At 69.8% G+C, this 26,115-nt stretch carries 22 protein-coding genes and 1 pseudogene; 12 read left to right on the forward strand and 11 right to left on the reverse strand.

Annotation, left to right across the window (positions count from 1 at the left end):
• Positions 1 to 12: 12 nt before the first annotated feature.
• A complete protein-coding gene (locus tag IPG61_19025) occupies positions 13 to 2,247 on the reverse strand; it encodes a hypothetical protein (GenBank protein MBK6736117.1) in 2,235 nt (744 codons plus the stop codon).
• A gap of 227 nt (positions 2,248 to 2,474) precedes the next feature.
• On the opposite strand from IPG61_19025, the gene IPG61_19030 reads away from it, so the two are divergent.
• Complete coding sequence (locus IPG61_19030; protein ID MBK6736118.1) at positions 2,475 to 2,915, forward strand: hypothetical protein; 441 nt, start codon at positions 2,475 to 2,477, stop codon at positions 2,913 to 2,915.
• A 4-nt stretch (positions 2,916 to 2,919) separates the two neighbouring features.
• Here the strand turns inward: IPG61_19030 and IPG61_19035 are convergent, their stop codons facing one another.
• Complete coding sequence (locus IPG61_19035) at positions 2,920 to 3,720, reverse strand: YkgJ family cysteine cluster protein (protein ID MBK6736119.1); 801 nt, start codon at positions 3,718 to 3,720, stop codon at positions 2,920 to 2,922.
• A gap of 97 nt (positions 3,721 to 3,817) precedes the next feature.
• On the opposite strand from IPG61_19035, the pseudogene IPG61_19040 reads away from it, so the two are divergent.
• The 5 genes and pseudogenes from IPG61_19040 (at position 3,818) to IPG61_19060 (ending at position 8,928) form a co-directional block, all read left to right on the forward strand.
• Positions 3,818 to 4,803 (forward strand): annotated as a pseudogene (locus IPG61_19040) (DUF523 and DUF1722 domain-containing protein).
• A 429-nt stretch (positions 4,804 to 5,232) separates the two neighbouring features.
• The gene (locus IPG61_19045) at positions 5,233 to 6,357 is read left to right on the forward strand and encodes a KamA family radical SAM protein (protein MBK6736120.1); all 1,125 of its coding nucleotides are present in this window, start codon (positions 5,233 to 5,235) and stop codon (positions 6,355 to 6,357) included.
• Positions 6,354 to 7,412 (forward strand): D-alanine--D-alanine ligase, encoded by a 1,059-nt coding sequence (locus IPG61_19050; protein ID MBK6736121.1) that lies wholly within the window; start codon positions 6,354 to 6,356, stop codon positions 7,410 to 7,412. The genes IPG61_19045 and IPG61_19050 overlap by 4 nt, the downstream gene beginning before the upstream one ends.
• Positions 7,363 to 8,352, forward strand: coding sequence for a D-alanine--D-alanine ligase (locus IPG61_19055; GenBank protein ID MBK6736122.1), 990 nt, complete (start codon positions 7,363 to 7,365; stop codon positions 8,350 to 8,352). The genes IPG61_19050 and IPG61_19055 overlap by 50 nt, the downstream gene beginning before the upstream one ends.
• Positions 8,353 to 8,409: 57 nt before the next feature.
• Complete coding sequence (locus IPG61_19060; GenBank protein MBK6736123.1) at positions 8,410 to 8,928, forward strand: GNAT family N-acetyltransferase; 519 nt, start codon at positions 8,410 to 8,412, stop codon at positions 8,926 to 8,928.
• Between the two features lie 15 nt (positions 8,929 to 8,943).
• Here IPG61_19060 and IPG61_19065 read toward each other — a convergent pair whose 3' ends face one another.
• Positions 8,944 to 9,912, reverse strand: a complete 969-nt coding sequence (locus tag IPG61_19065) for a calcium/sodium antiporter (protein MBK6736124.1) — start codon at positions 9,910 to 9,912, stop codon at positions 8,944 to 8,946.
• A 135-nt stretch (positions 9,913 to 10,047) separates the two neighbouring features.
• Between IPG61_19065 and IPG61_19070 the strand changes: the two genes are divergently transcribed.
• The gene (locus IPG61_19070; protein MBK6736125.1) at positions 10,048 to 11,115 is read left to right on the forward strand and encodes an NADH:flavin oxidoreductase/NADH oxidase; all 1,068 of its coding nucleotides are present in this window, start codon (positions 10,048 to 10,050) and stop codon (positions 11,113 to 11,115) included.
• Between the two features lie 6 nt (positions 11,116 to 11,121).
• Here the strand turns inward: IPG61_19070 and IPG61_19075 are convergent, their stop codons facing one another.
• Positions 11,122 to 11,838 carry a histidine phosphatase family protein gene (locus IPG61_19075; protein ID MBK6736126.1) on the reverse strand — a complete coding sequence of 239 codons (717 nt, stop codon included), beginning with the start codon at positions 11,836 to 11,838 and terminating at the stop codon, positions 11,122 to 11,124.
• Positions 11,835 to 12,404, reverse strand: coding sequence for a DOMON-like domain-containing protein (locus tag IPG61_19080; GenBank protein MBK6736127.1), 570 nt, complete (start codon positions 12,402 to 12,404; stop codon positions 11,835 to 11,837). The genes IPG61_19075 and IPG61_19080 overlap by 4 nt, the downstream gene beginning before the upstream one ends.
• 123 nt (positions 12,405 to 12,527) lie before the next feature.
• Between IPG61_19080 and IPG61_19085 the strand changes: the two genes are divergently transcribed.
• Together IPG61_19085 and IPG61_19090 are read left to right on the forward strand one after the other, a co-directional pair.
• Entirely contained in the window at positions 12,528 to 14,651 is a 2,124-nt protein-coding gene (locus IPG61_19085) for a S46 family peptidase (protein MBK6736128.1), read from the forward strand.
• A gap of 94 nt (positions 14,652 to 14,745) precedes the next feature.
• Entirely contained in the window at positions 14,746 to 15,276 is a 531-nt protein-coding gene (locus IPG61_19090; GenBank protein MBK6736129.1) for a c-type cytochrome, read from the forward strand.
• A gap of 6 nt (positions 15,277 to 15,282) precedes the next feature.
• Here the strand turns inward: IPG61_19090 and IPG61_19095 are convergent, their stop codons facing one another.
• Together IPG61_19095 and IPG61_19100 are read right to left on the reverse strand one after the other, a co-directional pair.
• Complete coding sequence (locus tag IPG61_19095) at positions 15,283 to 17,148, reverse strand: response regulator (GenBank protein MBK6736130.1); 1,866 nt, start codon at positions 17,146 to 17,148, stop codon at positions 15,283 to 15,285.
• A complete protein-coding gene (locus IPG61_19100) occupies positions 17,149 to 17,691 on the reverse strand; it encodes a YfiR family protein (GenBank protein MBK6736131.1) in 543 nt (180 codons plus the stop codon).
• Between the two features lie 242 nt (positions 17,692 to 17,933).
• On the opposite strand from IPG61_19100, the gene IPG61_19105 reads away from it, so the two are divergent.
• A complete protein-coding gene (locus IPG61_19105; GenBank protein ID MBK6736132.1) occupies positions 17,934 to 19,961 on the forward strand; it encodes a TonB-dependent receptor in 2,028 nt (675 codons plus the stop codon).
• Between the two features lie 51 nt (positions 19,962 to 20,012).
• Here the strand turns inward: IPG61_19105 and IPG61_19110 are convergent, their stop codons facing one another.
• The 3 genes from IPG61_19110 to IPG61_19120 all read right to left on the reverse strand — a co-directional run bounded on the left by IPG61_19110 (position 20,013) and on the right by IPG61_19120 (position 21,775).
• Positions 20,013 to 20,351: an HNH nuclease family protein gene (locus tag IPG61_19110; protein ID MBK6736133.1), complete on the reverse strand. Its 339-nt coding sequence runs from the start codon at positions 20,349 to 20,351 to the stop codon at positions 20,013 to 20,015.
• A gap of 198 nt (positions 20,352 to 20,549) precedes the next feature.
• Positions 20,550 to 21,203, reverse strand: a complete 654-nt coding sequence (locus tag IPG61_19115) for a hypothetical protein (protein ID MBK6736134.1) — start codon at positions 21,201 to 21,203, stop codon at positions 20,550 to 20,552.
• A 233-nt stretch (positions 21,204 to 21,436) separates the two neighbouring features.
• On the reverse strand, positions 21,437 to 21,775 hold the full coding sequence (locus IPG61_19120) for an RNA-binding protein (protein MBK6736135.1): 339 nt from the start codon (positions 21,773 to 21,775) through the stop codon (positions 21,437 to 21,439).
• A gap of 357 nt (positions 21,776 to 22,132) precedes the next feature.
• Between IPG61_19120 and IPG61_19125 the strand changes: the two genes are divergently transcribed.
• Together IPG61_19125 and IPG61_19130 are read left to right on the forward strand one after the other, a co-directional pair.
• Positions 22,133 to 22,333 (forward strand): hypothetical protein, encoded by a 201-nt coding sequence (locus IPG61_19125; protein MBK6736136.1) that lies wholly within the window; start codon positions 22,133 to 22,135, stop codon positions 22,331 to 22,333.
• Positions 22,334 to 22,521: 188 nt separating this feature from the next.
• Positions 22,522 to 23,436: a fatty acid desaturase gene (locus tag IPG61_19130; protein MBK6736137.1), complete on the forward strand. Its 915-nt coding sequence runs from the start codon at positions 22,522 to 22,524 to the stop codon at positions 23,434 to 23,436.
• Here IPG61_19130 and IPG61_19135 read toward each other — a convergent pair.
• Positions 23,384 to 25,966 carry a radical SAM protein gene (locus IPG61_19135; GenBank protein ID MBK6736138.1) on the reverse strand — a complete coding sequence of 861 codons (2,583 nt, stop codon included), beginning with the start codon at positions 25,964 to 25,966 and terminating at the stop codon, positions 23,384 to 23,386. The two genes, IPG61_19130 and IPG61_19135, sit on opposite strands and share 53 nt — an antisense overlap.
• Positions 25,967 to 26,115 lie beyond the last annotated feature (149 nt).

Below are 26,115 nucleotides of genomic sequence, written 5' to 3' on the forward strand. Positions count from 1 at the left end.
GCGCGGCGGACGCTACCGCACGAGCGTCAGCCGCGCCGCACCGGCGGCATCCCCCGCGCTGAGCCGGCAGACGAAGGTGCCCGAAGCCAGGGCGCGTCCGGCGTCATCGCGCCCGTCCCACGCCACCTGCTGGCGTCCGGCCGGCAGCGGCCCGTCCACCAGCGTGCGCAGGCGACGGCCCGCCAGATCGAAGATCTCGAGGCGCGCCTGCGCCGCCGCAGCCGGCAGGTCCACGATGATGCGCGTGGACGGGTTGAACGGGTTGGGCTGGGCGCCGACGACCCGCAGCCGCGCTGTCGGCACTCCCGCAACATCATCCACACCGCTGAAAGGCCGTGCGATCTCGGCCGCGAGCCACGCCTTGTTCTCCGGCGTGACCAGGATGTGCTCCTGGTTGGCGACCGGGAAGTAGACGGCGTCGAAGGCGCTGTGGGCCGCGGGATCGGCCAGGCCGGCGATGTTCGTGTACGGGTCGGCGAGGTCGAGCGCCAGTGCGCTGATCGTCGGGATGAAGCAGTGGTTGGGGTACAGCGCGACGATGTCGCCGTAAGGGGCCGGCGTGGCATCCATGTCGGCCAGCGAGGCGCGCCAGCCGCCGGGCGCGCTGTCCAGCGGCAGCGTGCCGTTCACGGTCACGTTCAGTTCGTCGTTGGGCAGCGGCCAGATGCGGTCGATGAGCCCGCGCAGGATCTGCTGCGAACCGCCGTTGGGCACCGCCCAGACATTGCCGATCAAATCGACCAGGAAGCTGTAGTACTCGTAGGAGATGAGCTGCGTTCCCGGCGCGTAACCCTGGCCCTGCGCGGCGCCGCTGCCGTTGGCCACGGCCACCTTGCGCAGGTCCTGCGGCCAGTTGCCGACCGCGGCCAGATCGGCGAGGAATGCCGCGCGCTGCGGGTCGGCCTGGCCCGTGGCGCCGCCCACGGAATGGTGATAGAGCAGCATCTGCCGCGCGGCGGGCCGGTCAAGCCGGCTGAGCAGGTACCCCGCATCGGTCGACTCGACCTGGAACAGCTGCAGCCAGTACTGCACGCCGAGCGGGATGTTCGCGCCCAGCTGCGGGCTGTCGAACGAGATGAATGCGCGTGCGTTGTGGTCCACTCCCTGATGTTCGAGCCAGGCCAGCGCGTAGCGCGAGACCAGGCCGCCCATGCTGGCGCCGATGACGATCCTGTCCCGTCCGTCCGGTTGCGCGAGCTCGACCTGGCGCAACAGTTCGGTCAGGATCATCGCATTGCGGCGCATGTCGTCGGTCGAGTCGTTGAAGTTCAGGACCACGGCGTCGAACCCGTCGGCGCGCAGTTCCTCCAGCATGTTCTCCTGGTTGAGCAGGTCGTACAGCTCGTCCCAGTCCATGATGTTGTCCATGTCGAAGCCCTCGACGATGACCACCGGCTCGGTCACCGTGGCGTGGCCCGGGGCGAGGTAGACGTAGGCCTCTCCGAATCCGTAGACACCCTGGAACGGCACCGTCGCCGTGATGGGCCAGGTCGCCGTCGGCAGGGGCGCGGCCAGTGCCGCGACCTCGAAGCTGAAGGTCGCCTCGCGCACGACGCCGCTGCCGACGTCGGCGCGCAGGCGCAGCGTGCGCGGGCCGGCTGCGTCGTAGCTCGCGGTGAACGGCTCATCGGCGCGCAGCGGGCGCCAGCCACGGCCGTCGGCCAGGTCCGCTTCCAGCTTCGGCGCCTGCGGGCCGTCGATCGCCAGCAGTGACGACGGCAGGACGAAGGTGACGTTCGCGCCGTGGTACGTGCGCGGCACCAGCGCTGCAGCGGCAAAGGCGCGCTGTGCCAGGTACGGCGAGGTGACGACGGCAGCCGGCGTCTCCACCAGGCGGTCGCCCTGCATCTCCACCAGCCCCAGTTCCAGGGCGTCGGGCCGCAGCCGGGCGTAGCCGGCATCGAGCAGCGCGATGGGCACCAGGCCCGCTGACTTCGCGCGCCGCGCCTCGTCGCGCGCCTGCTCCGGCGTGGGCCAGCCGGCCGGTTCTTCCGTCGAGGCCAGCCGCAGTTCGTGGAGCATCTGGCGCCACGACGCCGCGTCCACCGCCGGGCCGGCGCCGCTGCCGTCCTGCTGCGCCAGGCCTGACATGGGCAGGGCCCGGTCATACAGGCGGCCGCCCGGAATGCGGGCGGTGTCCAGGCCTTCCAGGGCGGTGACGGCCTGCTGGAACGGTGAGACCGCGGCGGCGGTGCCGGCGGCGGCGCACAAAACCAGGATGAAGAAGGCGCGGATCAGGCGGGGCATGCTGGTCTCCTCGTCCGGGGTCCCATCGGGCGCGATTCGAAGGCGATATTGTAGCACCGATGGCTCGTCCGGACCGGTCCGATAGCGAAACCGGGTTCCAGCCGGCCGGTGAAGGAACCAGGCCGGGTGTCGACCCGTCGCGGTTGACTCGGTTTGCTGTTGTCGCCATCCTGTCGCGGCACGCACGTCGATGTGCCGCGAAGCCACATCCCACCGGAGGTATCCCCGTGCCCACCGCCTGGAAAGGCCTTCTCGTCGGCGGCCTGCTGCCCGCCCTCTGCTTCGGCATGACCGGGGTGCTGCAGAAGGTCTACGGCCGTGCCGGCGGCGGCGCCGGCTGGTACCTGCCGCTCGTCGGGTTGGGCGTGGCCGCCACCGGCCTGGCGGCGCTGCCGCTGCTCGGCGACCGCGCCCTGACGGCGCGGGCAGGCGTGGCTGCCCTCGGCATCGGCCTGAGCTGGGGCCTGGGGATGATCGCGGTCATGCTGGGGCTCAGCCGGTTCGGGGCGCCGCTCTCGAAGCTGGCGCCGCTCTACAACCTGAACACGCTGGTGGTGGTCGTGCTGGCGCTGGTGCTCTTCGCCGAGAGCCGGGAAGTCGACACGCCGAAGCTGCTGGGCGGGGCGGCGCTGATCATGGCCGGGGCGGCGCTCGTGGCGCGCGCCTGAGGCCTCAGGGACGGCCGCGGCGCCGGGCCGCCGCGGCGCCGGCCAGCTTGAGGAACGGCGCGAGCGCCGCGTCGGTCCATTTCGGGATGATGCGCTTGCGCAGCCGGATCGTCTGGTCGCCGCGGTCGTGCATCATCCGGGCGCACTCGTAGGGGCGCCCGGCGTAGATCGAGCACTTGCCGCGGTCGAAGAAGATGCAGCGGCCCGGCTGCGCGATCTCGGCCAGGCTCCAGCGGCTGCCGGGCTTCTTGCCGTCGCGCAGCTTGTGGGGCATGACGCCCGAGCGCTCGGTGCCGTCGGCCAGGCGCGTGACCCCGATCGCCAGGTACTTACGGAAGGTCTCCTCCACCGACAGCCCCAGGTGGCGCGCCAGGGCCGGGATCTGGTTGGGCATGAACCATCCGGGAGCGTTCTGGCAGGCGGCGCGGCAGTTGTCGCACGAGCAGCTCGTGACCGAGAAGTCCTCCTGCTCCTTCGGCTGGGGAGCGCGGGCCGGGACGATGGCGAAAGCCGGGGCGGCCGCGCGTGCCGGGCGCAGCGAACGCGCCGGTCCACCGGCACCGGTGGGGCGCCTGGCGCCGACCGGCTTGTCGCCGAGGGGACGCTTCTCGCCCATCGGACGCTTTTCGCCGACGGGACGCTTTTCGCCGACGGGTCGCTTGTCGCCGATGGGCCTGTCGCCGACGGGACGCTTGTCGCCCGCTGCAGGTCTGGCCCCGGCTGCGGGCTTGGCGCGCGCTGTCGGCTTGGCGGCCGGGCGCGGCGTCCGCGACGTGTGCGACGTGTTCCTGTGCTTCTGCTTCATGACCCACCTCGGGGGGATGGCGCTGGCTCGCTCACCCCAATCCTGCTATGAATGGCCCTCCAGCGCCAGCCCTGTCCCGCGAGACCCGGGAGCGACAATGGCACGCGTCAAGGATCCAGACCCCCAGCCGACCGCCACCACCCTGCGCATCGGCGTCAGCGCCTGCCTGCTCGGGCAGGAAGTGCGCTTCGATGGCGGCCACAAGCACGACCGCTGGCTGACCGGAACGCTGGCCACCTGGTGCGAGCTGGTGCCGGTGTGCCCCGAGATCGAGGTGGGCATGGGCACCCCCCGCGAGTCGGTGCGGCTGGAGGGCGACGCCGATGCGCCGCGCATGGTGGCGCCGCGCGCTCCGGCGTGGACTGGACCGCGCCGATGAACGACTTGAGCCGGCGGCGGGCGCGGGAAATGGCTGCGGCAGACCTTGACGGGTTCGTCCTCAAGAAGAACTCGCCGAGCTGCGGGCTGTTTCGGGTCAAAGTATACCCCGACCGCGGGATGCCCGCCCGGGGCGGGCGGGGGCTCTTCGCCGCCGCCCTGGTCGCGGCCTGCCCGCTGCTGCCGGTCGAGGAAGAGGGCCGCCTGACCGACCCGCGCCTGCGCGAGAACTTCGTCGAGCGCATCTTCGCCTATCGCCGGGCCAGGCAGGTGTTCAGCGGACGCTGGGCCCGCGGCGCCGTCGTGGCCTTCCACAGTCGCGAGAAATACCTGCTGATGGCCCACAGCCCGCGGCACTACCAGGAGCTCGGCAGGCTCGTGGCGGGCATCGCCCAGGTACCGCCCGCCCGCTTCCGCGACCAGTACCTGGCCCTCTACCTGGAGGCGCTGGCGGTCCTGGCTACCCCGCGGCGGCATGTCAACGCCCTCCAGCACGTGGCCGGACACCTGCGCGGGCAGGTTTCCGACGCCGAGCAGAAGCGCCTCCTGGCGGTCATCGACGACTACGGCCGCGGACTGGTTCCCCTCATCGTCCCGGCGACGCTCCTGCGCCATTACGTCGAGTTGCACGACGTGCCGTACGTGAAGGACCAGGTCTACCTGAACCCCCATCCGCGCGAGTTGATGCTCCGCAACCACGTCTAGGCGGCACCGCGGCAGGGTTGCGGCGATGCGTCACATCGCGATTTCCCGGCGTTGGGACCGATTGCGGGTTGACACATTTTCCAGTTGCCATATTTTCTGCGCGAACTCTGCTGTTCTCTCGCGAATCTTTCGGGTCGCGCGCGGGTAGTCAGGGATCTTCCGGCGGCGGCGTCCCGCCCTTGCCGGTCACGGAGGTACGGTCAGTCCTCACGGAGGCAGACCTTGAGAGAACATACCGCTCGTCTGGATATCCACTCCGGGCTGAGCCGGAGCCTGCAGGAGGTCGATGCGGGAGCTTCTCCCGACGACCCTCCGTCGCTTGCTTCCGAGCCCGAGCCCGTCGAAGCACCCGTCAACATTCCCGCCCAGCCGATCCAGCTCGAACATTTCCTCGCCAAGCGACTGCCCCGCACCGGGCCGCGCACGCGCATGTTCCGTCGCGCGCATTTCCCGGACGTGAAGGACAGCGAGTGGCACGACTGGCGGTGGCAGCTTCGCCATTCGTTCCGAACGACCGAGCAACTTGCACGCGTGCTTGAACTTACCGACGAGGAGCGGACCGCACTGGACCGCTGCGGTTCGCTGCTGCCGGTGGCGGTCACGCCTTACTATATGAGCCTGCTGGGCGCCTTCGACGCCGACTGCGGCCTGCGGCGCACGGTGGTGCCGGTGCAGAACGAGTTCCTGCGCACCCACGGCGAGGCGGACGATCCGCTGGACGAGGACGGGCACAGCCCCGTCCCCGGCCTGGTGCATCGCTACCCCGACCGGGTGCTGTTCCTGGTCCTGGATCGCTGCGCAACCTACTGCCGGTACTGCACGCGCTCGCGTGTGGTCGGCCAGGACGAGCTGCGGCCGAGCCGCGACCGCTGGGAATCGGCGCTGGACTACATCCGCAGCCACCCGGAGATCCGGGACGTGCTGCTGTCCGGCGGCGACCCCCTGACCCTCAGTGACGAGCGCCTGGACTACCTGCTGGGCGAGCTGCGGAAGATCCCGCACGTGCAATTCGTGCGCATCGGCACGAAGGTGCCGGCGGTGCTGCCGCAGCGCATCACCCCGGCCCTGGTCAAGGTGCTGCGGAAGCATCACCCGCTGTGGCTGAGCCTGCACTACCTGCATCCGGACGAGTGCACGCCCGAGTCGACGGCAGCCTGCCGGAGGCTGGCCGACGCCGGCATCCCCCTGGGAAGCCAGACGGTGCTGCTGAAGGGCGTCAACGACGACGTCGGAACCATGAAGGCGCTGATGCACTCGCTGCTGATGATGCGGGTGCGACCCTACTACCTGTACCAGTGCGACCCGATCTCGGGCTCGTCGCACTTCCGCACGACCGTGGCCAGGGGGCTGGAGATCATCCGCGGGCTGCGCGGCTTCACCACCGGCTACGCGGTGCCGACCTACGTGATCGACGCTCCCGGAGGCGGCGGCAAGATCCCGCTGCAGCCGGATTCGGTGGTCGGCTACGAGGGCGGCGACGTGCTGCTGCGCAACTACGAGGGGAACATCCACCGCTATCCGGACGGCCATGTGGCCATGGAGGCGGTGCGGTGAGAATCGGGCTGACCTACGACCTGCGCGACGACTACCTCGCGATGGGCTACGACGAGCTGGAGACGGCCGAGTTCGACCGTGTCTCGACGATCGAAGCCCTGGAGGGCGCGTTGCGCCGGCTGGGCCACCAGACCGACCGGATCGGACACGTGAAGGCGCTGGCGGCCCGACTGGCCGCCGGTGACCGCTGGGAACTGGTCTTCAACATCGCCGAAGGGATGTACGGGATCGGGCGCGAAGCCCAGGTGCCCGCGCTGCTGGACGCCTATGCGATCCCGTACACATTCAGCGATCCGCTGGTCTTGAGCCTGACGCTGCACAAGGGCATGACCAAGCGCGTGCTGCGCGACGGCGGCCTGCCGACGCCGCAGTTCCACGAAGTGGTCGTACCCGCAGACATCGACAAGGTGGACCTGCCGTTCCCGCTGTTCTGCAAACCGCTGGCCGAGGGGACGGGCAAAGGCATCGACGGTGCTTCGGTCGTGCGCACACCGGCGGAACTTCGTGCGACGTGCGAGCGCCTGCTGGCCACCTTCCGGCAGCCGGTGCTGGTGGAGACCTACCTGCCCGGGCGCGAGCTGACCACGGGCATCGTGGGCACCGGCGAGGCGGCGCGCGTGGTCGGCACCATCGAAGTGATCCTGGGCGACAAGGCCGAGGCCGGCGCCTACACCTACACCAACAAGGAACTGTGCGAGGAGCTGGTCGAGTACCGGCTGGTGACCGCGCAGGACCCTGTGGTGCGCGCCGCCGAGGAGATCTCGCTGGCGGCGTGGCGCCTGCTGGGCTGCCGTGACGGCGGCCGTCTGGACCTGCGTTGCGATGCGGACGGCAACCCGCAGCTGATGGAGCTGAACCCGCTGGCGGGCCTGCATCCGGAGCACTCGGACCTGCCCATCATCTGCAACATGGTCGGCCTGCCCTTTGACGAGTTGATCGGCCGCATCGTCGACTCGGCCGCCACGCGGATCGAGCCGACCCACCCGAAGCAGAAGGCGGTCGGCCATGCGGGTGGTCATCCTGCACAACCGCGTGCCGGCGCAGGCGGCGCCTGACGAACTCGACGTCCTGGTCCAGGTGGAGGCGGTCGGCGAGGCGCTGATCGCACTGGGCCACACCGTCGAACCCTGGGGCTGCGACCTCGACCTCGAATCCCTCGCGTTTTCCCTCAGCGGCTCCACGCCCGACCTGGTCTTCAACCTCGTCGAGGGCCTCGACGGCCACGGCAAGCTGATCCATGTGGCGCCCGGCGTGCTCGAGGCGATGCGCGTGCCGATGGCGGGCTGCCCGGCCGAGGCCATCTTCCTGACCTCGCACAAGGTCCTGGCCAAGGGCCTGCTGCGAAGGTCCGGCCTGCCCACACCCGACTGGCTGGGCGAAGGCCTCGCCGACGCCGCTGCCGACCCGGGCCCCGCCGACGCCGATCGCTGGATCGTGAAATCGGTGTGGGAAGACGCCTCGCTGGGCATGGACGACTCGGCCGTCGTGTCCGGCGGGGCCGAGGCTGCCCGCACGGAGCTGCGCAAGCGGGCCGGCCGCACCGGCTCGCCGTGGTTCGCCGAGGCGTTCATCGAGGGCCGCGAGTTCAACCTGGGCCTGCTCGACGGGCCGGACGGCCCGGTGGTGCTGCCGCCGGCCGAGATCGTCTTCAGGGACTTCCCGGCCGGCAAGCCGCACATCGTCGGCTACGCCGCCAAGTGGCATGAGGACTCGTTCGAATACAGCCATACCGTTCGCAGCTTCGACCTGCCGGGCACGGACAGTGCGCTGGCGACGGAATTGACGCGTCAGGCGCTGGCCTGCTGGCGCCTGTTCCGCCTGCGGGGCTGGGCGCGCGTCGATTTCCGCATCGACGCGTCGGGCCGCCCCTTCATCCTGGAAGTGAACGCGAACCCCTGCCTGTCGCCGGACGCGGGATTCGCTGCGGGGCTCGAACGCGCGGGCATCGCCTATCCGGACGCCATCGCGCGCATCGTCGGCTCGGCCATCGGTTGAGCGGCGTGACTGCGGCGCCACGGGCGCCGGCAACCTGGACTTCGGGAGCTTGCCAGCATGGATCACAGTGAACGCACGCACGATCACCCGGAGCACGCCCCGTTCCGTGACCAGGTCACGCCCGGCGACGTGCAGGCGATTGCCGGCCTGGTGCGCGCCACCGGGTACTTCAACGACGAAGAGATCGCCATCGCGGCCGAACTGGCGGCCGAGCGCCTGGAGAAGGGCCCGGCCAGCGGCTACGAGTTCCTGTTCGCGGACGAGGACGGCCGGGTGGTGGGCTACAGCTGCTACGGCCTGGTGCCGTGCTCGAGCGTGAGCTGGGACCTGTACTGGATCGCGGTGCATCCGGGCCAGCAGGGCAGCGGCCTGGGGCGGCGCCTGCTGCGCGAGACGGAGCGGCGCGTGCGCGAGGCAGGCGGGCTGGCGCTGTACGCGGAGACCAGCGGGAAGGCGCAGTACGCCTCGACCCGCGGGTTCTACGAGAAGAGCGGCTACGATACCGCCGGCGTGTTCGAGGACTTCTACGCGCCCGGTGACGCCAAGTACACCTACTGCCGCCGGCTGGACCGCTAGGGCGCCGGGCGGCGCTCAGCCCCCCATCCGGAACAGCACGAAGACATAGGCGATATAGCCCCCCAGCAGCAAACCGCCCTCCAGCCGCGAGATGCGCCCGCCGCTGTGCATCATTGGCAGCAGCGCCAGGGTCGCCAGCAGCATGACCGGCGTATCGCGCAGCGTGATGCTGGCATTGACCGCCTGCGGCGCCACCGTCGCACAGACGCCCACGATCCCGAACGAGTTGAAGATGTTCGAACCGATTACGTTGCCAACGGCGATTTCGGAATCGCCGCGCTTCATCGCCACCAGTGAAGTCACCAGTTCGGGCAGCGACGTTCCGAACGCCACCAGGGTCAGGCCGATGGTGAGTTCCGACCAGCCGATCTGGCGGGCAATGCCGATGGCGGCGTCGACGAAGCCGCTCGAGCCCAGGATCAGCAGCCCAAGGCCCGCGACAACCAGCACGATATCCAGCAGGGTAGAGCTCTTCTTCACGCTGAGCGCGGGCACCATCTCCTCCTCGACGAGCCGCACTTCAGCTGACGGGGCCCGCCGCGCCGAGCGGTAGGCGACCGTAAGGTAGGTCACCAGCAGGGCCAACAGCACGATGCCGACCGGCCGCGGGATGTACCCGGCGAACGGCAGCGCCAGCCACGGCACCACGGCCGCACCGACGGCGACCAGCAGGTCGCGCCGCACAGCGGCGAGCTTCACGCGGATCGGCTTCAGCAGCGCCGTCAGGCCGAGGATGACCCCGATGTTGAAGATATTCGAGCCGACGGCGTTGCCCATGGCCACATCCGCAGATTGGCGCAGGGTGGCGGTGAGGCTGGCTCCCAGCTCGGGCGAGGAGGTGCCGAACCCGACAATGGTCAGGCCGACGAACAGCGACGAGACGCCGGCCCGCAGCGCCAGGCGCGACGAGCCGCGGACCAGGAACTCGGCGCCCAGGGTGATGGCACCCAGCGAGACGAGGATGATCAGGATAGGTTGTAGCAACTGCGGCCTCCGGCGCGCGCGCGCGGCGCGGTCAGGGGTCTGCGAAACGCTCGCACCATGATAAGATGCAGCATCGTTTCGCGCCCCGGTGATTTCCGGCGCAGCGCCACCCTGCGCCCCCGCGAAAGGACCTCCATGGACGACCACCTGTTCACCCCCTTCACGCAGCGCGGCCTGACCCTGCGCAATCGCGTGGTCATGTCGCCCATGTGCCAGTACTCGTCGAACGACGGACTGGCCACCGACTGGCACCTGGCGCACCTCGGCAGCCGCGCCGCGGGCGGCGCCGGCGCCGTCATCGCCGAGGCGGCGGCCGTGCTGCCGGAAGGGCGCATCAGCCCCGACGACCTGGGGATCTGGGACGACCGGCACGTGGAGCCGCTGCGCCGGGTGTTCACCTTCGTGGCGGCGCAAGGCGCGGCGCCGGGCATCCAGCTGGCCCATGCGGGCCGCAAGGCCGGGACCGCGACGCCCTGGCGCGGCGGCGCCCCGCTGGCCGTCGCCGGCGGCGGCTGGACGAACCAGGCGGCGCCCAGCGCCCTGGCATTCACCGACGGTTACCCCGTACCGCAGGCGCTGGACGAGGCGGGTATTGCCGGCGTGATTGCCGCCTTCGCGGCCGCCGCCGGCCGGGCCCTGGCGGCCGGCGCGCAGGTCGTCGAGGTGCACGCCGCGCACGGCTACCTGCTGCACCAGTTCCTGTCGCCGTTGTCGAACCTTCGCAATGACCGCTGGGGCGGCTCGTTCACGAACCGCACGCGCCTGGCGCGCGAGGTGGTCGCCGCCGTGCGCGCCGTCTGGCCGGACCACCTGCCGCTATGGGTACGCATCTCGGCCACCGACTGGGTGGAAGGCGGCTGGAACGAGGACGAGTCGGTGGCCCTGTCCGGCGAGTTGAAGGAGCTGGGCGCCGACCTGGTCGACTGCTCCTCGGGCGGCAACGTTCCGGGCGTCGCGATCCCGGTGGGCCCCGGCTACCAGGTGCGGTTCGCCGGACGAATCAGGCGCGAGGCCGGCGTGGCCACCGGCGCCGTGGGCCTCATCACCGAGCCGGCGCAGGCCGACGCGATCGTGCGTGAAGGCCAGGCCGACGTCGTGCTGCTGGGCCGGGTGCTGCTGCGGGAGCCGCACTGGCCGTTGCGCGCGGCACTGGCGCTCGGCCAGGCGGCGCCGGTGCCGCTGCAGTACCAGCGGGGGTACTAGACCGGATCACGGATTCCAGATGACACCCGGATACGTCGTCTGCGACCACGGGATGTGCCCGCTGTCGGCGAACGAGATCAGCTTGCACGAGCCGTCGGCTTTCACCTGGATGATGGTCAGGCTGCAGTTGGCGATGCTCATGCCCAGCCACGCCTGCGGGTCCACACCCAGGGCGCGGCACACCAGCCAACGGATCACGTTGCCGTGGCAGACGACGATGTCGTGGGCATCGGCTGTACCGGTCGCCGGCACCAGGAGCCGCAGTGCGGCAGCATTCAGCTGCACCTCGCACTCGACGGCCTCGCCGGGCTCGAGTCCATCCATGACGTCCTGCCGGCGCGTCGACGGCGTGCACTCGCGGATGTCGTTCTGCACCAGCGGCGCCAGCTCCGGCATCTGGGCGGCGATGATCGTGGCCGTGCCCCGGGCCCGGGTCAGCGGGCTGGTCTGCAGCGAGGTGAAGACGACCGGCATGGCGTCCAGTCGCGCCGCCACCAGCCGGGCCTGCTCGCGGCCGAGCGCGTCCAGTTCGCAGCCCACCGCTTCGTCGCAGTTCTCGTCGTGGACATATTCCCCGTGGCGGATCAGGTACAGGTTGCGGACGGGCTGGTCGGCGGTCGGCAGCACGGCCGACGCAGGCGTCGCGAGCACGGCGACAAGGAGTGCGGCAAGGGCGAACGCCACCCGGGCGCCGGCAACCTGCTGGTGATGGTGACGGATCATGGCTCGTTCCCTCCGGTTGATGAGGCGGGCGCCAGCCGCAGCAGGAAGCCGCGGCGATCGTGGAAATCGGGCCGCGCGGCCGGATGGACCAGCGCCCACCAGGACAGCGTGCCGTCGGTCGCCTCCAGCACCGCGCTGAGTCCCAGTTCGAGCGGATCGGCAGCCAGCCCCAGCGGCGCCAGCGGCAGGTCGGCCTCCAGGACCAGTTCGCTGCCGGCCCGGGTCACGCGCGGCGCCGCGGCGGCGATCGCCGGCTCAGGGCGCCCACCCTCGCGGTAGCCGTCGAAGCGGTACAGGTTCCAGTGGCCCGACGGCGACAGGTTCCATTCGAGGTAGCCGGGCCGGCCCACGGCCCCCACGAACAGTTCGGCGCAGGTATGTTGCCACAGGCCGTCGCGACGCCCGGGCTGTTCGCCGTCCGTCGCGGGAACCAGCAGCCTGGGGCCGGTCATGGCCACGCGCAAGGCCAGGCTACCGGCGTTGCGTTCGAGCCTGGCCATGACGCGGAACGGCGGCCTGCCGGCCGCCGCGGCGAAGGGTTCCAGGTGCCGCTCCAGCGTCTCCATGGTCGCCAGACTACCGCCCGGACCCGCCAGGGGCTATCGTTTTCCCGTCGCGATCGGGCCGGGCGAACCTCCGCCCGCACTGTCACGGTACGCGCCCCACGCCCTGGAACGGAGACGGAACTCATGCCTTGCCTGCACCAGCGCGCAACCATCACCGCTGTTCTGGTCACAGCCATCCTGGTCTTGGCCTCCCTGGTCTTGGCCTCCCTGGTCTTGGCCACCCTGGCCACTTCCACCGCCGCCCTGGCCGACGAGGGCATGTGGACCTTCGACAACCCGCCCAATGCGCAGCTGCAGGAGCGGTACGGTTTCACCGCAACACCTGGCTGGCTCGAGCGACTGCAACTGTCGTGCGTGCGCATCGGCGGCGGGTCGGGCTCGTTCGTCAGCCCGGACGGCCTGGTGCTGACCAACGCGCACGTGGCTGAAGGCCAACAGCAGAAATTGTCGTCGGCCGATCGCGACTACGTGGCCGACGGCTTCCTGGCCCGCACGCGCGCCCAGGAGCTGCAATGCCCGGACCTGGAAGTGGTCATCCTCCAGTCGTACGAGGACGTGACGGCGCGCGTGCTGGCAGCGCTGCCGGCCGATGCCTCCGGCCCCGGGGCGCCGGCGGCCCGGCAGGCTGCGTGCGCGGCCATCGCCAAGGCCAGTCAGGAAGCGACGGGGCTGCAATCGGACGTGGTGACGCTGTACCACGGCGGCGAGTACTGGCTGTACCGCTATCGCAGCTTCACCGACGTGCGCCTGGTCTTCGCGCCCGAGGCCGACGCCGCCTACTTCGGGGGCGATGACGACAACTTCACGTTCCCGCGTCACGACCTCGACATGGCCCTGTTCCGCGTCTACGAGAACGGCCGACCGCTGGCCAGCCCGGCCTGGTTGCCGCTGAACACGGGCGGCGCGCGCGAGGGCGACCTCGTCTTCGTCCCCGGTCACCCCGGCACCACGGAGCGACTGCTGACGGTTGCCCAGCTGCAGTCCATGCGCGACCACACCTTCCCGCGCGCCGAGAAGTACCTCGACGAGACGATCGCCGCGCTCGAGGCGTACTCCGCCCGCGGGCCCGAGCAGGCGCGCCAGGCCGGCTCCCTGCTGTCGGGCATGAACAACGGCCGCAAGTCGCGCCAGGGCGAATACCGCGGCCTGCTCGACCCGGCCATCTGGTCCCGCAAGGAGCGGGAAGAGGCCGATTTCCGGGCGCGCGTTGCCGGCGACCCCGCGCTGCAGGCCCGCTACGGCAGTGCGTGGGACCTGATCGCGAAGGCCGAGCAGGCTCGCCTGGCCCGGCAGAAGGAGATCGAGGGCCGGACCGTCCCGCGGTTCGGGCTCGCGCGCACGGCCCTGGGACTGGTGCGGTTCGTGGCCGAGTCGCGAAAGCCGGACGGTGAGCGGCTCGAGGGCTATCACGACGCGCAGTTGCGCCGCCAGCGCTTCCGCCTGTTGTCGCCGGCCCCCGTGTATCCGGAACTCGAACAGTACCTTCTGGAGCAGACGCTGAAGCGGGTGGCCAGGGAACTGGATCCCGACGATGTGTTCGCGCGCCTGTCGCTGGACGGCATGTCGCCGGCCGACCGGGCTGCAGCGCTCATCCAGGGCACGAAGCTGGCCGAGCCCGCCATGCGACAGGCGCTGCTCGAAGGCGGTCCGGACGCCGTGGCTGCCAGCACCGATCCCCTGATCGTCATGGCGCGCGCCCTTGATCCGCTGCTGCGCGAACAGGAACTGTGGCAGGAGGAGAACGTCGAGAGCCTGGTCGCAGCGGGCGGCGAGATGCTCGGCGCGGCGCGCTTCGCGGTCTACGGCAGGACGGCGCCGCCCGACGCCACGTTCACCCTGCGCCTGTCCTACGGCGAAGTGAAGGGCTACCCCAGCAATGGGACGCGGGCGCCGGCCATGACCACCTTCCACGGCCTGGTCGACCGCGCCCTGTCGTTCGGCGGGAAGCCTCCCTACGCCCTGACGAAGCGTTTCAGGGAGCGGATGGCCAGGCTGGACCTGGCCACGCCCCTGAATTTCGTCAGCACCTGCGACATCACCGGCGGCAATTCGGGCTCGCCCGTGGTCGACCGGGACGGACGGCTGGTCGGACTGGTCTTTGACGGCAACATCGAGAGCCTGGCCGGCAATTTCGTCTTCGACGACACGGCCAACCGCGCCGTGTCCGTGCACGCGGCCGGCATCGCGATGGCGCTGCGCGACATCTACGATGCGGGCCACCTGCTGCAGGAGATGCAGGGGCACTGACCACGTGCGGCGGTTGGGGCCGAATTGTGGCATCTTGAAGGCCGCGGTCGCCCCGGGGGTGACCGCGGCCGACTTCATCCGGGAGAGTACCGAAATGCAGACGAACAAAGTGATGGGGCCCCATGCCCTGCTCCTGCCGGCTCTGCTCCTGCCGGCCCTGTTGGTGCTGACGCTGGCCGGTTGCGGCCGGCGCGACCCGCAGGCGGAACAGGCAGCCGCCTCTGCCGCCAGGCCCGCCGGCGGGCCGGCGACGGCGGCGACATTGGCGACGACGGCCGCCGATTCGGCCGCGGCCCTGGACCTCGGGCCGAGGGCGCTGGAAACCATGATGCTGGTCGCGCCCCTGGCGGCAACCGGCGAAGTACTGTTCGACACCAAGGGCTGCACGGGTTGTCACGAAATGGGCACTGCGGAGAACGCGCCCGACCTGCGCGGCATCGCCGCACGCCGGACCGAGGCCTGGCTCCACCGCCAGATCACGGCGCCGACCTGGATGGCGGAACACGATTCGCTGACACGCGCCATGGTCGAGCAGTACGGGGTGCCGATGGCCGACCTGGACGTCACGAACGACGAAGCCATGGCCCTGATGCAGTTCCTGGTGAGGGAAAGCAGCGTCCGTTAGCGGCGATCAGGAATGGGCCGGCTGACGGCGGGAACCGGCCCAACGCAGCAGGGCGTCGCGCAGATCCTCGGCGCGCACGGGCTTGCTCAGGTAGTCGTCCATGCCGGCGGACAGGCAGCGCTCGCGGTCGCCCGGCATGGCGTGGGCCGTCATGGCGATGATCGGCACCGTGGCAGCGGTTCCGTCCGAACGGCGGATGAGGCCCGTGGCGGCATAGCCGTCCATCTCCGGCATCTGGCAATCCATCAGGATCACGTCGTAGACGAAGTCCTGCGCCATCCGCACCGCCTCGGCGCCGTTGGCCACGGTGTCGACGCGACACCCGAAGCGACCGAGCGTCATCTGGGCGACCTTCTGGTTGAACACGTTGTCCTCGGCCAGCAGCACGCGCAGGCCGGCCAGGGCTTCCACTGTCGCGGCCGGTGGTGCCGCTGCGGGTTCCACCAGTTGGCTCGACTCGGCCACGGGCAGCGTCAACTGCAGGCGGAAGGTCGAGCCCTCGCCCACGCGGCTTGTCGCGGCCACGCTGCCGCCCATCAGGCCGGCCAGCTGGCGACAGATGGCCAGGCCCAGCCCCGTACCACCGTAGCGGCGCGTCGTCGACGTATCGGCCTGCGTGAACCGGCTGAACAGTTCGGGCAGCCGGTCGGCCGAGATGCCGATGCCGGTGTCGACGATCGCGATATCCCAATGCGCCGTGCCGTCACCGAGCGCCCTGCCGGAGGCGGTGATGCGCACCCGGCCACGCTCCGTGAACTTGATGGCGTTGTTGAGCAGGTTGGTGACGATCTGGCGGATGCGACCGGCATCGCCGACCACGTCGTCGACACCGCCGGTCTCCAGCTCGACTACGATCGCCAGTCCCTTGGCTTCCGCGCTGGCGCGCATGAGTTCCGCAACTTCCGAGACCAGGGTGCTCATGCGCAGCGGATGCGTCTCGATCTCGAGCTTGCCGGCCTCGATCTTGCTGAAGTCGAGGATGTCGTTGATGATCGCCATCAGCGACTGTCCCGAGTTGAAGATGATGCTGGCGTACTCACGCTGCTCGGCCGTCAACGGCGTGTCGAGCAGGACCCCGGTCATCCCGAGCACGCCGTTCATCGGCGTCCTGATCTCATGGCTCATGTTCGCCAGGAAATCGCTCTTGGCCTGGTTGGCGGCGTCCGCCTTCTCCTTGGCCACCGTACGTTCGCGGATCTGGTCGAGCATCTCGTTGAAGGCATCCACGAGCACACTGAGCTCGCGGTCGGCGGCAGGCGGCGCACGGAGTGTGAAGTCCTGTTCATGCGACACGCGGCGCGCGACGACGGCCAGGTCAGACAACGGCCCGGTGATGCGGCGCTGCAGGCGATGCACGAGCACGACGGCCGCCAGCGTCACCAGCAGGCAACCGAGTCCGATGACGGCGGCGTAGGCCGTCTGCTGCCGATGGTGGGCGTCGAGGCTGCCCATGACGACGATGGTGCCGACCCGTTCCCCCTGCCAGACGACCGGCGCGCTGACCATGGTCGGCTCGTCGCTCGCGACACCGGTTTCGCCGGCGAATTGCACCGGGGTCCTGGTCACCTCGCCGAAGGCGGCAAAGGAGCGACCATCGGCGTCGTAGAGTCGCGCCCCGACAACCTGCGGCAGCACGCGCAGCGAGGCCAGGCTGCCGCGCGCGAACTCCCGGTCGTCGAAGACGAGCGACGCGGCGCAGTTGGCGGCAACGATCGACGCCACACTCTGCTGCTGGTCGCGCAGGCGCGTCTGCTCGCGCCGGGCCTGGTCCACGGTCACGATCAGGGCCACAAGGGTCATGGCGATGATCACCGGCAGCGTGGCGATCAGGCTCAGCCGGCGGCTGAGCGAGGCATTGAAGTCGAGCTTCACTCAGTCGCCCCCTTCCACGATCTCGGCCACCTTCAGCAGTTGCGAACTGAAACGCAGGCCGGCCCGTTCCGCCGCCTCGCGGTTGACCCGAAGCTGGATGCGATTGCGGTCGCGCCGCAACTGCACCATGCCGCCGGCCTCGCAGAAGCCGTCGACATCGCTGACGGTCAGCAACGGGTGCCCGGCAAGCGAGTCCAGGACGGACCTGATGTCGGCCTGGCGCGAGCGCGAGATGTAGACGATCTGCGCCTCGGTGGCGGCGGCGGCGGACATCGGGTCGCGCAGCACGAGCGAGCGACGACGCAACTCCTTTCCCGCGAGTCCGGTCAGGGACGGATCCGACGCGTCGTGCCCGATCACGCCGATCACGAAATTCGTCGGCGGGAGGGAGCCTTCGGGCCAGGAGGTGGTGAGCGCCAGGTTGAAGACGATGCCCGCCTTGATCTGCGCCTCCGGCGTGACAGGTTCGGACGGCAAGGCAGGCACGGACGTGACCGCCAGTGCCAGCGCCATGACAGCGGCAATGCTCCGCGTGCGGACCACGACCCGCCTTCCACCCTTGGACACCACTTGCCGATGCGGACGCCGGGCTGCCAAACACCCCCGGCGACCCGACCGGGCCGAAATTGATACCCTGCGGTTATCGGCAGGGAACGAGGCGCTATAAGGACAAATAGGACTCAACAAGGCTCGGTGAGCAGCCGATATCCCGCTGGCGAGGGACGCTCCTGAGCCGGATCTGACCGGCGCGCCCAGGGCCGCCCCGGAACTGACGGGAACGCATCGTGAGCAGACCAGGAAGCGCTATCGGGGCGCCTGCCCTCCTTCTGTGTGCGCTGGCCGCAACGGCGCCGGCGTCCGCCCAGCCGTCGACGGTATCCGGCACGGCCACCGACTACACCGAATTCGACCTCGGCCAGTTGACGGACATGGATGTGGTCTACGGTGCGTCCAGCTACGACCAGAAGATCACCGACGCGCCCGCGGCCGTCACGGTGATCACGGCCGAGGAGATCGCCGCGCACGGCTACCGCACGCTGGGCGAGGTACTGGCTTCGGTTCGCGGCTTCCATGTGACCAACGACCGCTCCTACGACTACATCGGCGTTCGCGGCTTCGGGCGTCCGGGCGACTACAATACGCGCGTCCTGGTTCTCCACGACGGGCATACGGCCAACGACATCATCTATGGAACCGCCTCGGCCGGTGCCGAACTCGCCGTGGATCTGGCCATGGTCAAGCGCATCGAGGTCATCCGTGGCCCTGGCAGTGCGCTGTACGGCGCCGGGGCCTTCTTCGCGGTGATCAACCTGGTGACCTGGGACGGCGACGAATGGGATGCGACCGAGGCCGGCATCGAGTACGGCAGCCGGCAGCGCCAGGGCGTCCGGGCCGCCTGGGGCGGACAGGTGGGCGACAAGGGCAGCCTGTTGCTGGCCGCCGACGGCTTCCGGACCGACGGCGACGACATCCATTTCGCGGAGTATGACGACCCGTCCACCAACAACGGACTGTCGGTCGACGGCGACCGGGAAGAGGCCGGACACGTCTTCGCGAAGTACCGGCGCGGCGGGATCCAGCTCACGGCGAACTGGATGCGCCGGGACAAGCGCATTCCCACCGGCGAATGGGGCATGATTTTCGATGACGACGGCGCCATGATCCGCGACGAGAGGACGGCCGTCGACCTCTCGGGAAGCCATCCGCTGTCGGATGCCGCCGCGGTGCGCGCCCGCATCGCCTATGACGACTACGAATGCACAGGTGACTATCCGCTCGACAACGCCGCGGAGGGCCAGCCCGAGGAACGGCAGGTCCAGCACGAAGTGGCCAGGGGACGCTGGTGGAGCGGCGAGATCCAGTGGAACGCCCACCTGAAGAGCCACCGCCTGGTCGCCGGCGTCGATGCGCGCCGCTCGGCGGCCGCCAGCCAGTCCAGCGTCATCGTGGAGCCGTTCGAGTCGCTTCTGGACCAGGAACACCTGCACGAGAACTTCGGGGTCTATGTGCAGGACGAGTGGGCGCCGTCCGGCCGGGTTTCCGTGTACCTGGGCCTGCGACATGATGCCTACCGCAGTTTCGGCGGCACCCTGTCACCGCGCTGCGGGCTGGTCGCGCACCTGGACGAGCTGACGACGGTCAAGCTGCTCTACGGCGAAGCCTTCCGGTCCCCGAACGCCTATGAGCTGTACTACGGGGATGGGCTGTCGCAGAAGGGCAACCCGGATCTTGAACCGGAACGCATCCACACCTGGGAAGCCGTCGGCGAACGCGACCTGGGTGATCACGTGCGGCTGGGCCTTTCGGTGTTCGACAACCGGATCGAGGAGCTCATCGAGCAGTACATCGACCCGGTCGATACGCTTCTCGTGTTCCGCAACGCGGGCGATGCCCGTACTTTCGGCGCCGAACTGGACCTCGATGCCCGCCTGCTTCCGGGCCTGCGTGGGCGCCTCAGCGTCAGCGCACAGCGTGCCGAGGACCGCGCCACGGGCACGCTCCTGACGAACGCTCCGGCCCGTCTGGTGAAACTGAACCTCTCGACGCCGCGCCAGGGCAAGGCCGTGGCCGGCGCGCTCGAGTTTCAGCACCTCAGCCGAAGGGCCACGCTGGCCGGCAACCACGCGCCGGCCTGCGCGGTGGTCAACCTGGACCTGACCTGGTGGACGCCACTGAGGGGACTGCAGGTCGACCTGGGCCTGGACAACGCCCTGGACCAGCGCTACGGCGACCCGGGCGCGGAGCATCAGCTGCAGGATGTGCTGGCGCGCGCGGGCCGCCGCCTGAACGCGCGCGCCACGCTTCGCTGGTAGGAACGGCCCGAACGGGTGGTCCGGCAGGATCCGTCACCCACCCTCACGACTTCAGTCGCCGCTCAGGTAGTCGGCCAGCCGCTGCCGGCTATGCTCGTCCTCATGGCAGTAGACGCAGAGATTCTCCCAGTTCGAACCATCGGCGGGGTTGTTGCGGTCATTGCCGTCCTTGTGGTGGACGGTCAGCAGGTGCCGGTCCTTCTCGGTGAACTCGCGGGCGCACTTCGCACAGATCATCCCGTGCATCGCCAGCGACAATTCCCGGTAGTTGGAACGGGGCGAGGCCAGCGACTTCAGTTCCTTGAGCCTCTTGGCGATCTCTTCGGGCGTCGGTGCCTTGGCCGGCCCGCGCTTCTTGCCGCCCCTGCGATAGGATCCGCCCAGCGACATGTCCTGCCCCCCGGGTCGATGCGATGGTGTGCCTGCTCCGGGACATGGTAACGCCTGCCGGCGGTCATGTCGCGGTCACAGTGTCGCGGTCACAGTGTCGCGGTCACAGTCCACATCCGCGACGGCCCCGGCCGGGCGCCGCATCAGGTGATCGGCAATCCGGCCGGGGCCGCTGGGCGCTGCTGGTGCAGGGGCCGGCTATTTCGCGAGCGTCAGTTTCACGGTCTCGCGGACATCGCCGGCTTCGACCGTCGCGACATAAACGCCGGCCGGCACGACCAGGCCGTCATCGCCCATGCCGTCCCAGGCCCTCTCGTGGCGACCGGCCGCCAGCGCGGCGCCGTCCTCGATCACGCGCACCAAGCGGCCGCCGGCATCGTGCACCGACAGGCGCACGTTCGCGTCCGCAGGAAGCGTGAAGCTGATCAGGGTGCGCGGATTGAACGGATTGGGCGCACTGCCGAGGGCCAGCGGGCCTCGTGCCGGCACCTGGTCCACGCCCGAAGTGTTCTGCACGATCACCGTGCCGGACATCCCCATGAGCTCATGCGGACGGCAGAAGTAGGGCACGGTGCCGGCCGTCGTGAACGTGAAGGAGAACGTCGGGTTGAAGGAGTTGAGCGCCCCGTCGAACCTCCGGCCCACGTTCGGGTCGGTGGAACCGGTCCCGTTGGTGACCGTGTGGGAAAAGCTGGTCCATTGCCAGGTGACGGTGTCGCCGACGTTGATGACCAGGACATCGGGCGAGAAGGCGAAGGCGTCCTGCTGGACGAAATGGGTCGCCGCGGTGACGGGCAGGGCCGCCGTCAGCAGTGCCAGCACAGTGGCCGTGAATGCGTTGCGGATATTCATGCGCTCCCTCCAGGGCAGGTTGATGCCGTACCGGCAGGGGCCGGCTTGGCGTATTTCGAGGGACCGCAGGGTGGATGATAATAGCGATAAATCCCGTCCGCAATCATACGATTGCGCAACTGATGGACTGGGTCGCACAGGAGCGGAATCCGGCGGGGACGTCCGCACCGGCAAAGGAACCGCCCCGCCACCTTGCGGCAGCGGGGCGATATCCGTCATTGCGTGGGCCGGAACTACCAGCGGCCGCCGCCGCCACCGCCGCCGCCACGGCCACCGCCGTAACCGCCACGGCCGCCGCCGCCGCCACCGCCGCCGCCGCCACCGCCGCGCGGACGGTCCTGGGCCTCGTTGACGCGGAGGGCGCGGCCGCCCAGTTCCTTGCCGTCGAGGGCCTGGATCATCGCCTGAATGGCGTCATCGTCGACTTCGACGAAGCCGAAGCCGCGGGGACGGCCCGTCTCGCGGTCATTGATCAGCGCCACCGAGTGAACGGTGCCATGCTGGCCGAACAGTTGGGAAATCTCGTCCTCGGTCGCGCTGAAGGGCAGGTTGCCCACGTACAGTTTCTTCACGGTCGTCTCTCCAAATGCCGGCTGTCCGGCTTACAAGCGCGCAGGGCCGCCGGCCACTTCCGGCGTGACCCCTTGCGCTTCCATCGGGCCCGGCCGGTGCCGGACCGTATCCCCCGGGGGCCGGGGAAATCCTGACCTCCGAGCCCGGCGCCGGCAGGCGGGCGGACCGGAAGTGGAAAACAGCCTTGAAAAACACCCATGGACGTTATCGCAAGTTCCGGACCATTTCAAGCGATTTACGCTCCCCGGGCGGTGTCCGAACCTGGCAATAGGGGCCTTTGCGGGGACCGAATGGCCTGATCGGGCTTGGTCCCGCGGCACCCAGCGGTTATGCTCCCCGGCAACCGGAGGATTCGTGTGCTGAAGTTCCTGCTGTGGTGCATCCTGTTCGTCCTGTGCTGGCCGGTGGCCGTGCTGGGACTGTTCCTTTATCCTCTGGTTTGGTTGCTGCTGATCCCGTTCCGGCTCGTCGGCATCACTGTCGGAGCCGTGTTGGCTCTGTTCAAGGCCATCATCACCCTGCCTGCCCGCATCCTGGGGCAGCGTCCCGTCAAATAGGCAGGACGCAACCACCAACATCGGCGTTCGACCGAGGAGATAGCATGACGGAGTCGCCGCGCCTGCGCGCGATGATCGATAAGGCCACCCTGTCGCGGGAGATCGCGCCTTTCGGCCGGTCGGACGCGCGCAAGGGGATCTGGCAGATGGTCAACACGCTGGTCCCCTACCTGTCGCTCCTGGCCTTCATGGTCTACACGCGCCTGCAGGGCTGGCCCTACCTGGTGACGTTGATCCTGGCGCTGCCGACCGCCGCATTGATGATGCGCGTCTTCATCTTCTTCCACGACTGCTGCCATGACTCGTTCTTCGCGTCGCGCCGGGCCAACCGCATCGTGGGCACCATCACCGGCATCCTGACCTTTACGCCGTTCGACGACTGGAAGTACTCGCACATCAAGCACCATACGACCGCCGGCGACCTGGACAACCGCGGCACGGGCGATGTCTGGACGATGACGGTGGAGGAGTATCTGGCCTCGTCGCGCCGCAAGCGCCTCGGCTACCGGCTCGTGCGCAATCCGTTCTTCCTGTTGCTGATCGTCCCGTTCTACCTGTCGCTCATCGCCTACCGCATCCCGCGGCCGAGCGCGGGGCGCGCCGCCGTCCTGAGCGTCCTGTTGAACGACCTGGCGCTGGTGGCGATCGGCGTCGTGGCCAGCCTGACGTTCGGGCTGCAGAACTACCTGCTGGTGCAGCTGCCGGTGATCGTCATCGCCTGGACCGTGGGCGTGTGGCTGTTCTACGTGCAGCACCAGTTCGAAGGCGCGCACTGGAGCCGCCACGAGGAGTGGGAGCCGATCGAGGCCGCGTTGATGGGCAGTTCCTACTACAAGCTGCCGCGGGTGCTGCAGTGGTTCACCGGCAACATCGGGCTGCACCACATCCACCACCTGCGCCCGCGCATCCCCAACTACCACCTGCAGGCATGCCAGGATTCGGTGCCGACGCTGCAGCACATCGAGCCGCTGACGCTGCGACGCAGCCTGCGGTCGATGGCCATGAACCTGTGGGACGAGCGGCAGCAGAAGCTGGTCAGCTTCCGCGCGGTCAAGGGACTGCCGCGGCGGCGGGAATGGCGAACAACCTCGCCGATGCGGTGATGCGGGCCTGATCCGCGGGCTCGGGCAGGGCGAAGGCCTCGCGGCAGAAGGTCTCGGGCTCGAAGCGCTCGCCGGGAACGACTTCCACCTCGCAGCCGCCGTCCGGCAGCTGCCTTTGCGAATAGTCCAGGACGAGCTTCTTGCGCAGTGAATCGCGCGCCACCTCGCAGCGGCAGCCGGGACCGTCCGGCAGCCGCCGCTGCACGTAACGGAGGTGGTGTGCGGCCAGCCAGGCCGGGCCGTCGGCCGCGAACGGGGCGGCGAAGGCCAGCCGTGGCTGCGGCAGGTCGGCGACATTGCCGCCGAGGAGTCGGCCCCACGGGGCAAAGGCCGCGTTCACCCCACTCACAAACACTTCGTCTTCAAGGCAGCGGGCCTCCACGCGCGCGGCGCCCGCCGTCGTCCAGAACAGGCCCAGGCGATCGTGTCCCACCAGGCGGCACGGGAGATCCTTCAGGCTCCACCGTGAACTGCCGGGACCGCGGAAGGTGTCAACCAGTTCGCCGTCGGCCAGCATGAAGGCGCGACCGAGCGCCGCCGCCACGTAGCCGCGCGACAGTCCGGCGGCGGCCGGCCCAAGGTCTACGGCGAACGTCACCTCGCGGCGGTCGCGGCGCGCGGCCAGCACGCGGCGCCGGATCGCGGGCACTTCGGCGTCGCCGGCACGCGCCGAACGCGGCGGTCGCACGGCGCGGTCGGCAGGGGCGGCCGCAGCGACGGCCGGCCCGGCCGGGGCGTCGAGCCCGCGCAGGCTGAGCGCATGCACGCGGCGCACCGGTTCCTCGGCCGTGCCGAGGACCGCGGGCGGCCGCTGCGACGGGCCCGCCCCCTCCGCGTGCGGGGCGTCCCCCAGGCCACCCTCGCGGGCGAGCCGGTCCAGGAAGTCGACCTGGAAGTCGTGCGTGATGGCGTCGTAGTAGACGAAGCCGTGCGCCCGCACGGCGGCGACCACGGCGCGCCACACGGCCCGCGCATCACCGTCGGGGGTGTACGGTTCGCTGGCCGGCGCCGCCGGATGCCGCCCGCTGACCAGTGCCTGCGAGACAATCGCCTCGGGATCGCGCGCGGCGGCCCGCACCTGGAACCCGGCGCGCTTGATGGTGACGGCCATGCGACGCACGACCTGCGCCACCTGGGCCGGCGAAGGCGGCGCCTCGAAGACGAGGGGCGTGGAAGGGAAATGCACCAGCGGGGTGATGGAGAAGATGATGCGCGGCCGCCGGCCCTGGCCCGCCAGCTCCTCGCGAAACCAGGCCAGCAGGGCGGCGAACTCGGCGAAGTCGTCGTCGCGCTCGCGACCGGTGGCGATCAGGAAGATCTTCACCTGCCGCAGCGGCGCCGCGGCGATGGCCACCAGGGCCCGACGCAGCTTCGCATCCTCGAGCCGCTTGTTCAGGTAGGCGCGCAGGCGGTCCGAGATGCCCTCCATGCCGCAGGTGATGCTGGTCTTGCCGACGGCGTGCATCAACTCCAGCATGCGCGGGTCGCCGGCCAGCTGGTCGAAGCGCTGGCTCTTGAGGCCCAGCCGGTCGAAGCGCCCGCTGAGCCGGTCGATGATGCCGCGGATGTCCTCGTGCATGTCGAAGTTGAAGCTGAAGATCTCGGCACGATGGGCGCCCGACCACGCCTTGAGTTCGCGGGCGCGCGCATCGATGTCGTCGCCGGGCACGCTGCGGTATTGCGGGTGCAGCCACGACTCGTAGCAGAAGCTGCATTTCCAGCGACAGCCCTCGGTGACCGGCACCGTGACGATGCCGGTGCGCGCCGGGTCATAGCTCACGGGCATCGCCGAGGCCGGCGGCAGCGGCGTTGCGGCCCCGGCGGCGGCCGGAGCGCGCGCAGCAGGCGTTGCGGCCGTGGGGGTGCCGGGCAGGATGAAGCCGCTGATATCGACCAGCGTCGCGAGGATCGCGCGCTTGTCCAGCCCGCGGGCACGTCCTTCACGGCAGCGGCGGAACATCTCACTGATGGCATCGTGGCGGTCGCCGACGAAGATGCCGTCGACCCCGGCCTCGTCGCCGTACAGCGCCGCGGCTGCGCCGACACTGGCGCCGCCGGCGATGACGAGCGGCGACGTGGCATCATCCAGCCGTTCTTCGCGGTGGGTGGGAATGCCGCTGCGCAGCAGCATCGCCGCCAGGTTCACCGTTTCCTGCGGCACCGAGAGGGAGACCGCCAGGCAATCGAAGGCGCGTACGCCGTGCTTCGTCTGCGTGCCCAGCAGCCAGGGCACGCCGTCTTCCGTCATCATCTCGCCGTCGCGCGGCGGGGGCAGCCAGGCCAGGTCGGGATAGACGCCGTCCAGCTGGGCCAGCAGCGCGTGGATCAGCAGGTGCGAAGTCGAGACGGCGGTATCGCGGTACGTCGACAGGCGCGTCACCAGCACGCGGTACGGACGCCGCTCCCACTCGGCAGGCGGCACCGTATTGAGCTCGCCTCCGCGCAGCCAGACACCGCCGGCGCTGAGCAGCGGCCAGCGGGCGGCGTACCAGTCCGTGAAGTCGGTGCGATGCCCGGCGTGATCGTTCATGAAGGCGAAGATGAGGCCCCGGCGTCGCGGGGGAAACCGGAAAAGTCGCGACGGGCAGGCGGGGCTGCCCGAACGGTGTTCGAGGCCCCTCGCCCGCCGGCGACGGGACAGCCAAGGCCGTGTGCAGCCAGCAGTTGAGTTGGGTGCGC

The organism is bacterium (assembly GCA_016703265.1).
Classification (GTDB): Bacteria; Krumholzibacteriota; Krumholzibacteriia; order LZORAL124-64-63; family LZORAL124-64-63; genus CAINDZ01.